The 11371-nt window shown below is 61.8% G+C and carries 8 protein-coding genes; 2 read left to right on the top strand and 6 right to left on the bottom strand.

Annotated features, from left to right (window positions below; all coding sequences use genetic code 11):
- Positions 1–42: 42 nt before the first annotated feature.
- Complete coding sequence (locus MHZ97_RS01770) at positions 43–1152, bottom strand: suppressor of fused domain protein (RefSeq protein WP_239312586.1); 1110 nt, start codon at positions 1150–1152, stop codon at positions 43–45.
- A gap of 262 nt (positions 1153–1414) precedes the next feature.
- Here MHZ97_RS01770 and MHZ97_RS01765 point away from each other — a divergent pair, with 262 nt between their 5' ends.
- Positions 1415–1708 carry a hypothetical protein gene (locus tag MHZ97_RS01765; RefSeq protein WP_239312588.1) on the top strand — a complete coding sequence of 98 codons (294 nt, stop codon included), beginning with the start codon at positions 1415–1417 and terminating at the stop codon, positions 1706–1708.
- Positions 1709–1792: 84 nt separating this feature from the next.
- Here the strand turns inward: MHZ97_RS01765 and MHZ97_RS01760 are convergent, their stop codons facing one another.
- Together MHZ97_RS01760 and bglX are read right to left on the bottom strand one after the other, a co-directional pair.
- On the bottom strand, positions 1793–2665 hold the full coding sequence (locus MHZ97_RS01760; RefSeq protein WP_239312605.1) for an oxygenase MpaB family protein: 873 nt from the start codon (positions 2663–2665) through the stop codon (positions 1793–1795).
- 69 nt (positions 2666–2734) lie between these two features.
- Complete coding sequence (gene bglX, locus MHZ97_RS01755; protein ID WP_239312607.1) at positions 2735–5032, bottom strand: beta-glucosidase BglX; 2298 nt, start codon at positions 5030–5032, stop codon at positions 2735–2737.
- Positions 5033–5189: 157 nt separating this feature from the next.
- On the opposite strand from bglX, the gene dld reads away from it, so the two are divergent.
- On the top strand, positions 5190–6902 hold the full coding sequence (dld, locus tag MHZ97_RS01750; RefSeq protein WP_239312609.1) for a D-lactate dehydrogenase: 1713 nt from the start codon (positions 5190–5192) through the stop codon (positions 6900–6902).
- Positions 6903–7003: 101 nt separating this feature from the next.
- Here the strand turns inward: dld and MHZ97_RS01745 are convergent, their stop codons facing one another.
- The 3 genes from MHZ97_RS01745 to MHZ97_RS01735 form a co-directional block, all read right to left on the bottom strand.
- Entirely contained in the window at positions 7004–9442 is a 2439-nt protein-coding gene (locus tag MHZ97_RS01745; protein ID WP_239312612.1) for a DUF3772 domain-containing protein, read from the bottom strand.
- Positions 9443–9586: 144 nt separating this feature from the next.
- Positions 9587–10534 (bottom strand): D-alanyl-D-alanine endopeptidase, encoded by a 948-nt coding sequence (gene pbpG, locus MHZ97_RS01740; protein ID WP_103794888.1) that lies wholly within the window; start codon positions 10532–10534, stop codon positions 9587–9589.
- A 222-nt stretch (positions 10535–10756) separates the two neighbouring features.
- Positions 10757–11344, bottom strand: coding sequence for a Yip1 family protein (locus MHZ97_RS01735; protein WP_033751944.1), 588 nt, complete (start codon positions 11342–11344; stop codon positions 10757–10759).
- Between the last annotated feature and the right edge of the window lie 27 nt (positions 11345–11371).

Here is an 11371-nt window from a genome sequence, read left to right as displayed (position 1 = left end):
AGTAACGACCTGACAGCGCGCCGGGGAAACAGCGCGCTGACGTTAGATTTCGCTGTCCACCACCTGCTGGCGCGGGCGGAAGATATGGTTATTACCCGCCGCCATTAGCCGCTCTACCAGCTGCTGGCCGCCCAGCTCATCCGCCTGCGCGAACTGGCGCTCCGCTTCGGTAATGGGGGTCGCCCACAGCAGATTAGGCCGATCGCCGTCGCGCTTGGGCAGGGAGAACTGCGCGCTGTCGTCCGCCAGCGCGTTGGCGAGCAGAAAACTTTCAAAGCCGACCGGCGCCACTTCCGACGCCAGCGTATGGCCCTCGCCCAGCCAGGTAAGGCGCGCCCAGGGCAGATGGGCGAACTCCGCCAGCGCGCTCGCCATCTGCACCGCGTTGCCTTCGGTCATCACCTCGCCATCCACCGCCATCGCCAGCTCAACGCGGCGATACTGCGGCGCCAGCTCGTCAAACAGATAGTCGACCTGCGGCATCGGACGAATGCTCATGCCGAGCGTAAGGAAATACCATACGCCCTGATGCCAGTGCTGAGAGATGGCCATCGGCGGCCAGCTGCCCTGGTCGATGGCGTAATATTTCACCGACTCGCCGAACTGCGTCTGATAGCGCTGCATCAACGCCTGCTGCACCCGATCCCACTCGTTGCCGTCGTGCCAGTCGCGCCAGAACTGGCGCTGATGTTCCGCACGCGCGTAGTAATCGTTGGTGGAGGCCGATCCCAGCGGCGCGGTGAGCCGGTTTTTTTTGATGCAGCCAGCGGAGAAGCTGACCTGCTTATCCTGGTAGAGGCTCCAGCCGGGGATCACCGCCAGCAGTTGGCCGTAGTACCATAACGCCGCGCCGTCATCGCTCGGCTCCCACAGCACCTGCAGGCCCGCCGGATCGAGCGGCGGCTCCGCCTCCAGCGTGCGGCAATACTCCGCGCTGAGCAGCGGCGCAATGCCCTGCTCCATCGCCGCGCGATCTTCCTGCGCCGGCGCCGGCAGCAGATTGCGCAGCCAGCAGCCGCGCACCGCATACTGGCTGCGGAACAGATCTGTCGGCCAGATATAGAAGTAAGCGGTGCGCTCATCCTGTTCGACAATCGCCGTCAGTGTATGTTGCTGATTGTGGACCTCAGCAATCAGAGGTTGGTAAGTCATAGCGCCTCGACAAAGCTTAGGGATCCATTTCCCCGAGATTAGAGCAGGATCCCGGCTGCCGCCACGTTAGACAAGGGTAAAACTCTCAAAGTCGGCGCCATACGCCAGCGCAAGGGTAAGCAAAGGTAAAGCGAGGAACGCTACGAGGCGCATAAAGGCGCAACGCCGCTAAAGAGTTGGCGGCCCGGAGAGTGAAACGCTATTCGCGTTTCTCGGGCGCGGCCGCATGCTATGGTCGATCTACCTTTGTTATCGGAGGCGCATGATGCAGCCCGTTACCGATTTCGCATGGCGCGAGCTGGCGGTTCTCGCGCTTTTTCTCTGGCTTCTTTATCGCTACACCTGGCTGACGCTGTCGGTGACGCTGATGGCGATCGGCATCGCGGCGCTTATCGTGCTGCCGGTCGATTTGACCTTTAGCCTGGGTTCGCTCGCCGCTATCGGCACCGGGCTGGGCCTGCTGGCGCACCAGCTGCAGCAGCAGCGGGCTGCGCGCCAGCGCCAGACGCGCGCGCCGCGCAGCTATACCCGGCCGCACGATGAATTCCATACTTAACCGGCGATGACCTTTCCCGGCGCGGCGCTGTTAAGCGGCAGCGCTGTTCCGGCAGGATAATGCTCAGAAAAGGTTAAGAAGGCGTTAAGGCTGGCGCCCCATGCGCAGCATGGCGCGATGGTATGCGCCGCGCGTAATTGACCAGCGCAGGGTTTTCGCCAGCAGCCGCATTTCGGCGTCGAGCAGCGCGCGCGACAGCGGGCTGAAGCGATAGCCCGAGAGCTGCTGCGCCCAGTCGGGTAGCAGCGCCATGCCCGATCTCAGCATCACGTTCATCGCCGGCTTCGCCTGCCACCCTGGCGCAGGTGCCTCGCGCAGCAGCCGCGTCACCTCAGCGGTGCGCTCATCGTAGCGCAGCTCGCCGCGCATCGCCTGCAGGTAGCGCCCCACCGCCTCAACGCTTTTCGGCACGTGGGCGGCGCCCAGCGCTTCGGCGATCAGCGCCGCTTCCTGATAGTAGCGATCCTGATCCCCCAGGCTGAGCTGCGAATTTTTAAAGCGCAGATGCGCGGCGAGAAAGGCGCTGGTTTCCGCGACGTGTACCCAGGTGAGCAGGCGCGGATCGCTGGCGGCGTAGGGCTGGCCGTAGTTATCGACGCCGCTGACGCGCAGGTGGATATTTTTCACCCGCTCAATCAGCAGGCTGGCGTCGTGGCGGTTGCCGAAGGTGGTAACGGCGATAAACTGACTGGTGCGCCGCAGCCGCCCCAGCATATCCTGGCGAAAGTTAGAGTGATCCCAGACGCCCGCCAGCGCGGAAGGATGCAGCATCTGTAACAGCAAGGCGCTGATGCCGCCGCACAGCATGGCGGGAAAGTCGCCGTGTACGCGCCAGATTACGCTGTCGGGGCCGAACAGGCCGGGATCGCCCGGCGGCTGCGAGATATCAAACTCGTTGAGCGCCAGGCCGTTAACGCGAAAGACCTGATTCTGGATGCGGTTGCGGATGCTGTTCATAGCGGCGTGGCTGGATAAGTGGGCCCTCTTCTCCCGGCGGCAAAGCCGGGAGAAGCCTGTGGTGCCTGTTTACAGATAGTCGAACTGCGCGTTCTGGGTGCGCACCGAGTCGAGTCCAATCATCACGTTGAACTTGCCTGGCTCCGCCACCTGCTGCATCTGCTGGTTCCAGAACTTCAGCGCGTCGACGTCGATCTTAAAGCTGACCCGCTGCGATTCGCCCGCTTTCAGCATAATCCGCTTAAAGCCGCGCAGCTCGCGCACCGGACGGCTGATCGAGGCGACCGGGTCGTTCAGGTACATCTGCACCACCGTCGCGCCGTCGCGATCGCCGGTGTTGGTTACCGTGACGCTCGCCTCGACGGTGCCGTTACGCGGCATGGTGGTCGCCGACATTTTCACCGGCGACACGCTGAAGCGGGTGTAGCTCAGCCCGTAGCCAAACGGATAGAGCGGGCCGTTCACCGAATCATAGTAGTGCGAGGTGTATTTGTTCGGTTTAGCGAAGTTATAGGGACGACCGGTCGGCAGATGGTTGTAGTAAAGCGGGATCTGCCCCACCGAGCGCGGGAAGGTGATCGGCAGCTTGCCGGACGGGTTGTAGTCGCCAAACAGCACGTCAGCGATGGCGTTGCCGCCTTCGGTGCCGCTAAACCAGGTTTCCAGCAGCGCGTCCGCCATGCGATCTTCGTTGACCAGCGTCAGCGGTCGGCCGTTCATCAGCACGATGACCAGCGGTTTGCCGGTGGCCTTCAGCGCTGCCAGCAGCTTCTGCTGGCTGGCGGGAATAGAGAGTTCGCTGCGGCTGGAGGCCTCATGCGCCATGCCCTGCGCTTCGCCAACCGCCGCGACCACCACGTCCGCCTGCTTCGCCTTCTCGACCGCTTCGTCAATCAGCGCCTGCGGCGAGCGCGCGTCGACCGACACCGCCTGCTCGTAGAGGTTAAGGAAGTCCTGAACGCCCTTGTTGTCGCTGAGGTTGGCGCCTTTCGCATAGAGCAGCGTCGCTTTACCCGCGGTGGCGTTGCGCATCCCCTGCAGCAAACTCACCGACTGCTTCGCCACGCCCGCCGCCGACCAGCTGCCCATAATATCGCGCTGGCTGTCCGCCAGCGGCCCAATCAGCGCAATGGTGCCGGCGCGCTTCAGCGGCAGCGTATTGAGCCGGTTTTTCAGCAGCACCATGCTTTTACGCGCCACGTCGCGCGCTTCGGCGCGGTGCAGGCGGCTTTCGGCGTTGGTGTCCTGCGGATCGCTCTCTTTAGGGCCGAGATGGCTGTAGGGATCGTTAAACAGCCCCATATCATATTTCACGTTAAGTACGTGGCGCGCCGCGTCGTCAATCTCCGCCATGCTCACCGCGCCGCTTTTCACCAGGCCCGGCAGATATTTGCTGTAGTACTCGTCGCTCATGCTCATGTCGATGCCCGACTTCAGGGCAACGCGCACCGCATCCTCGGGATCGGTCGCTACGCCGTGCTTGAGCAGCTCTTTGATCGCGCCGTGGTCGCTGATGGTGATGCCTTTGAATTTCCACTGGTCGCGCAGCACCGTTTTCAGCAGCCAGCCGTCGGCGGTGGCGGGCACGCCGTTAAGGGAGTTAAGCGCCACCATCACGCCGCCGCTGCCGGCGTCGAGGGAGGCTTTATAGGGCGGCAGATAGTCCTGGAACAGGCGCTGCGAGCTCATATCCACCGTGTTGTAGTCGCGGCCGCCTTCGATGCCGCCATAGGCGGCGAAGTGCTTAACGCTGGTCATAACCGCGTAGCGATCGGCGGCGCTTTTGCCCTGCATCGCCTTCACCATGGTGCTGCCCATCTGCGAGGAGAGCCAGGTATCTTCGCCGAATCCTTCGGAGATGCGGCCCCAGCGCGGTTCGCGGCTGACGTCCACCATCGGCGCCCAGGTCATATTCAGACCGTCGTCGGCCGCTTCATAGGCTGAGACGCGCCCGACCTGACTGACGGCGTCGAGATCCCAGCTGGCGGCCAGCCCAAGCGGAATAGGGAAAATAGTGCGCTGGCCATGTACCACGTCATAGGCGAAAAAGAGCGGAATTTTCAGGCGGCTGAGCTGCATCACCTGATCCTGCATGGCGCGAATATCCTGACGCGTCACGGTATTGAAAATCGCGCCGACCTGCCCTTTATGGATCATGTCGCGGATCATCTCTTTCGGGTTGTCTGGTCCCACGCTGATGAGCCTGAGCTGGCCGATCTTCTCGTCCAGCGTCATTTTGGTCAGGAGTTGATTAACAAAAGCGTCGCGCGCCTGCGCGTTCATGGGGTGCGGCCCCGTCAGCTCTTCGGCCAGCGCGGGTTGCAGAGCGAGTGAGACAGCGAGACTAACAGAGTAAATCCATTTCATCAGGTCGGGTTCTCTTAAGTAACTGCGCAATATCGAATAAACAGGCGGCAGTGTGCCACAAGTTGAGGATAGCAGGTAGCCGTCAGCGTCACACTGCCTCGCGCTTTTCGCTGACGTGCTACAGTAAGTGCGCCATGTAATGACAAGGGAGTTGCACATGAACCATCCAGCGTCTCATTCCGCTTTACTCGCCGATCTGCGCCGCCAGGTTGGCGCTTCCCACCTGCTGACCGACCCGGAGCAGACCGCACGCTACCGCAAAGGCTTTCGCTCCGGCGAAGGCGAGGCGCTGGCGGTAGTCTTCCCCGGCACCCTGCTGGAGCTGTGGCGCGTGCTGCAAACGCTGGTTGCCGCCGACGCCATTATCCTGATGCAGGCGGCCAATACCGGCCTGACAGAGGGCTCTACCCCCAACGGCAGCGACTACGACCGGCCGGTGGTGATTATCAGCACGCGGCGGCTCGATAAGCTGCAGCTGATTGACGAAGGTAAGCAGGTGCTGGCGTTTCCTGGCAGTACCCTTTATCAGCTGGAGAAAACCCTGAAGCCGCTGAACCGCGAGCCCCATTCGGTGATCGGCTCCTCCTGCATCGGCGCCTCGGTGCTGGGCGGCGTCTGCAATAACTCCGGCGGCTCGCTGATTAAACGCGGCCCGGCCTACAGCGAAATGGCGCTGTTTGCCCAGGTGGATGAGCAGGGCAAGCTGAAGCTGGTAAACCATCTCGGCATCGATCTCGGCGCGACGCCGGAAGAGATACTGGGACGGCTGGACGACGAACGCTGGCGACCAGCGGATGTGCAGCACGACGGACGCCACGCCTCCGATCCCGACTATGCCGACCGCGTGCGGCACGTTGACGCCGATACCCCGGCCCGCTTCAACGCCGATGCGCGTCGGCTGTTTGAGGCCTCCGGCTGTGCGGGCAAGCTGGCGGTGTTCGCGGTGCGGCTGGATACCTTCCCCTGCGAGCCGCAGCAGCAGGTGTTCTATATCGGCACCAACGATCCGGCGGTACTGAGCGATATTCGCCGCCATATTCTCACCCACTTCACCCATCTGCCGGTGGCGGGCGAATATATGCATCGCGATATTTACGACATTGCCGAAGTCTACGGCAAAGATACCTTTCTGATGATCGACAAGCTGGGCACCGACAAGATGCCGCTGTTTTTCACGCTGAAGGGGCGCGTCGACGCCTGGCTGGCGAAGCTGAGCTTCGTGAAGCCCCACTTTACCGATCGCCTGCTGCAGCGCATCAGCGCCCTGTTCCCGGCGCATCTGCCAAAGCGTATGAAGCAGTATCGCGATAAATATGCGCATCACCTGCTGCTGAAGATGTCCGGCGCGGGCATCGAGGAGGCGCGCGACTATCTGAACGCGTTTTTCCGCGAAGGCGGCGGCGCGTTTTTCGAATGCGAAGGCAAAGAGGGGGCGCACGCCTTTCTGCATCGTTATGCCGCGGCGGGCGCGGCGGTGCGCTATCACGCGGTACATGCCGACGAGGTGGAAGATATTCTTGCGCTCGATATCGCGCTGCGCCGCAACGATCGCGACTGGTTTGAAACCCTGCCGCCGGAAATTACCCAGTCCCTGAGCCATCGCCTCTATTACGGCCACTTCTTCTGCCACGTGTTTCATCAGGATTACATCGTGAAAAAAGGGGTGGATGCGCATGCGCTGAAGGAGCAGATGCTGGCGCTGCTGGAGGCGCGCGGCGCGGAGTATCCGGCGGAGCATAATGTCGGCCACCTCTATCGGGCAAAGCCGCAGCTGGCCGATTTCTATCGTCAGCTCGATCCCACCAACACCTTTAATCCGGGAATTGGCAAAACCAGCAAGCAGAAAGGCTGGGCGGTGAAGCAGCCCTGAAAACGGGGCGTTCTCTGACAGGGGGACGTTTGCTGACGGCTCAGGGTGGGAAACGCGGGTGACCATCGAATCTGTCACCCGCGCAGGTGCCCCTTGCTGGCTTAAGGCTGCGGATCGGCCGCCTGCTCCGCCATCTGCTGGCGGCGCTCGATAATCATGGTCTGCGGCGTCGACAGCACAATGCCCTCTTTGCGCAGGCGCGTCAGAATATCGAACAGCAGGTCGCTTTTCGCGCCCGCAATCTGGCGCTGGCTGGCGACGTTGCCGGTAACGCTCAGCACGATGCCCTGCGCCGTCAGATCTTTAAACGAGACCGACGGCTCCGGCGCCTCGAGAATACGTTCGTTCTCGTTATAGACCTCCAGCAGCAACTCGCGCACCCGCACCGGATCGATATTGAGCGGGAAGGTCAGCGTAATGGTCACGACGCCCTGCGCGTTGCCCATGGTGGCGTTGCGCACGTTCTGCGAGATAAACTGCGAGTTCGGCACGATTACCGTCGACTTGTCGCCCAGCTGGATCTCGGTGGCGCGCACGTTGATGCGGCGGATATCGCCCTCGATGCCGCTGATGGTCACCAGATCGCCAACCTTAACCGGCCGCTCGGTCAGCAGGATCAGGCCGGAGATAAAGTTTTTCACAATCTCCTGCAAGCCAAAACCGATACCGACCGACAGCGCGCTGACGATCCACGCCAGCTTGTTCCACTGCAGACCCATAATCGACAGCGTCAGCAGGATCACCAGCACGTAGCCAATATTGCTGAACAGCGTGATCAGCGACACGCGCATGCCGGCGTCCATGGTGGTCTTCGGCAGGAAATCGCTGTCGAGCCAGCGGCGCACGCTGCGCAGCACATAGATGCCCACCACCAGACAGATAATGGCGTTGACCATGTGCGCCGGCACGATGTTCAGCGACTCCAGTCCTTTGCCGCCCCAGAACTCAATCGCCTTTTGCAGCAGCTCGATCGGCGTTGAGGACGCGAAGGTGCCGTTAAGCAGCGCCAGCGCGACAAAGCCAATCAGCAGGGTTTTACCCAGCGCGGCCAGCAGCGTTGCCGCCTGCTGCAGATGGCGTTCGTCGATATTCAGCGAGGTTTGCAGTCGTCGGCCGGTAAGGCTGTTGACGGAAAAGAGGCTTTCGCAGCCGTCGTTAACCAGGTGGCTAAGGAAGTAGAAGGAGCCGAACAGAATGCCGCACCACACCACCTCGTAACTCAGGAAGCGCGCCAGGGTAACGTAGCCGATAATCAGCGACAGCAGAATGGCGACCGCCGTCAGCGTCAGCGCCATCTGAATCAGCCCCACCAGCGTCGAGCGCACTTCCGGCGCATTACCCTCTTGCACCATGCGGCGGCGCACGCGGTTGGTGCGCATGCTGATCGCCAGCGCGGTGCTGCCGATCAGCAGCGCCGTCAGGCCGTTGGCAAAAATGGTGGTGTTGAGGCTGGTGCCAACGGTGTAGTTAAAGTTCTCTACCGTCTGGAAAATAAACACCAGCGCGGCGGTAATCGGCGGGAACGGCTTCAGCGCCATCGCCACTTCGTTAGAGATAGCGGGCAGACGCCAGCTCGGCCGACGCGTAGAGAGAAAGGCGCGTCCCAGGCCGGCGATCAGGCCGCAGAAGACGCTGAGCTTCACCAGACTGACAACGAAGTCCTGCACGTCGCCGGAGACCTCATCGCGGCGCGCGAACGCCAGCGCGGTGAAGTTAAAGGTCAGCACCACCGCCGCCAGCGTGGTCAGCGCGATCGCCGCGGCGAGGAAGCTGCGGCGCAGCCGCCCTTCCGGCATTTTGTGAATGCTGATCCAGGCGAGAAACTCTTCGCTGTAGCGACGTCCCAGCGTCATTACCAGTATTGCCGCCAGCAGCCAGGCGATGGTGCCGAAGCGGTAGCCTGGCTCCCACGACAGCGCGGCGGTATCCTGTAAATCCTGCAGGAAGCCGTCGATCTTCTCGTTGTCCAGATCCTGCTTCACAAACAGCGGCGCCCAGAAGCGCGGGCCGAGAATACTGCCGGAGTTGAGCGCCAGCTGGGTTTTCATCAGATCGCGGCGCAGGTTGGTGATCTGCGACGAGAGCATCAGGGCGCTGTTTTTAATCCCGTCCGCCTGCTTGATCTGATCGTCCAGCTTGCTCTTTTGCGACTCCAGCGAGCTGCGCTTGCGGGTCACTTCCGGCGTCTCTTTGACGCCGCTGTCCGCTTTGGGCGCGGGGCCGAGCACCGCCAGCTGGGCGTCAAGCTGCTGACGCTGCGGCTGCAGCGCCTGCGCGAGCGTATCGGCATTGCCCGACAGCTCCAGCGCCAGCTCGTTAAGCTGCGTCAGCTGGTTTTCGTTGGTCTGTCCCGACACCTGACCTTTAATCTTGTCGAGGACCTTCTGCATTTTCGGCAGTTCAACCGCCGCGTTCACTTTGGGCGCGGCGTCGGTTTGCTGTGCGGCATCGGCCACATCGTCGTCTGCCATGCTCCAGGCGGGGAACAGCGCCGCCGTCAGCAGCATCAAAAGCGGTAAAAAGAGGCGTAACGTAAACATTATAGAGGTTCCAGCACAAATTCAGGCGAACGACCATCGCATTGGCGCGTAGTTTAGGGCCAGGCGCATCGGGAAACTATAGGAATGCTGGCCGTTCTCGTCGAACAGGTTGCGGCGTCCGCGCGGGCGGACGCCGGTAAAGGGTTATTCCACTACCGCCGCGCCGTGAACGTTGTTCACCACCAGCCCCGCCTTCTGCTTTTTATAGGCCAGTGCCGCCGCCGGGACCGGCGCCGCCTTGCCGGTTTCCAGCCAGTCGCGCAGACGGTTGGCGTCAGCGAAGTGGGTATATTTGCCGAAGGCATCCAGCACCACCAGCGCCACCGGCCGGTTATTGATCATGGTGCGCATCGCCAGGCAGTGGCCCGCTTCGTCGGTATAGCCGGTTTTGGTGAGCTGAATGCGCCAGTCGTTTTTGTAGACCAGATGGTTGGTATTGCGGAACGGCAGCGCGTAGCTCGGATGGGTGAAGACCGCGGTCTGTTCTTTCGTGGTGCTCAGCTCGCCCAGCAGCGGATAGTTGCGCGTCGCGCGCAGCAGTTTAACCAGATCTTCCGCGCTGGAGACGTTTTGAGTCGACAGGCCGGTCGGCTCGACGTAGCGCGTATGGGTCATGCCCAGCGCGCGCGCTTTGGCGTTCATGGCGCGGATAAAGGCGTCGTAGCCGCCGGGATAGTGATGCGCCAGGCTGGCCGCGGCGCGGTTCTCCGATGACATCAGCGCCAGCAGCATCATATTGCGGCGGCTGATTTCGCTGTTGAGCTTGACGCGGGAAAAGACGCCGCGCATCTCCGGCGTGTGGCTGATATCCACCGAAATTCGCTCATCAAGGGGCTGCTTCGCATCCAGCGCCACCATCACCGTCATCAGCTTGGTGATAGAGGCGATAGGACGTACGCGATTGGGATGGCTGGAGAAGAGCACTTTCCCGGTGTTGAGATCGACGATCATCGCGCTGCCCGAGGCGATTTGCGGTTCGCCGACCGGGGCAAGCTGAGAAAGTGAGGTAGCCGCCTGCGCGGGCGCGATAGCCGCCTGGCCGCCGAACAGCAGCGCCAGCGAAAGCAGTGAATAGCGAATGGTTACAGGCATCTTATAAAAAGACCGATTAGGATAGTACGCCGTGTTTTACACAGGCCGCCCGCCGCAGAGCCGACTACGCGGAGGCTGGCAGCAGCATAATACGCGGAAGCGTAAGAAATTTCCTGGCGAGAATGTTTCCGGGCGTTAAAAAAAACGTCCTGGACATCGCTGTCACAGGACGCTTTGCACGGCGGCGCACCTTATCCGCCGTCGGTACGGCTGGCCAGCGGGTCAGAACAGCCGCGGCCCGTAGCCCCACAGCACCACGGTCAGCGCCAGCAGCACTTCGAACACCAGCACGCCTATCGCCAGCGTCGAGCCGGAAAAGCGCAGGCTCTCGTCACGGTCGATATTCAGGAACAGCGGAATGCCGATATAGAGCAGGTAGCCGGTATAGACCAGCGCCAGCGCGCCCGCCAGCACGCAGAGCCAGACCAGCGGATAGAGCGCCACAATGCCGCTCAGAAACAGCGGCGTGGCGACATAGCCGGCGAACACCGTACAGCGCTGGACGCTGGGCCGCTGCGGGTAGTCGCGCGCCATCCAGTGAATGACGCGGCCCATCACCGCCACGCCGCCTAAGATAATCAGATAAAAGAGCACGCCGAGCGCAATGCCGGTTAACAGGTTGAGCTGGACAAACTGACCTTCGCCCAGATTCCACCCCAGCTGCGTCGTGCCGATAAAGGCGCAGATCACCGGAATCGCCGCCATCAGCAGAACGTGGTGGGTGTAATGGTGCGAAACGCTTTCATTCTCTTGCTTGATATCGCGCATTTCCCGATCGGGATGCGCCATAAGACCCCAGACATGATTCATATCATCACCTCGCAGATGCGACAGGCC

It is taken from the genome of Pantoea sp. ACRSC (assembly GCF_022346785.1).
GTDB lineage: Bacteria > Pseudomonadota > Gammaproteobacteria > Enterobacterales > Enterobacteriaceae > Pantoea > Pantoea alvi.
Note: the sequence above shows the minus strand (reverse complement) of the source record. Positions and strands in the feature narration are given on the sequence as shown.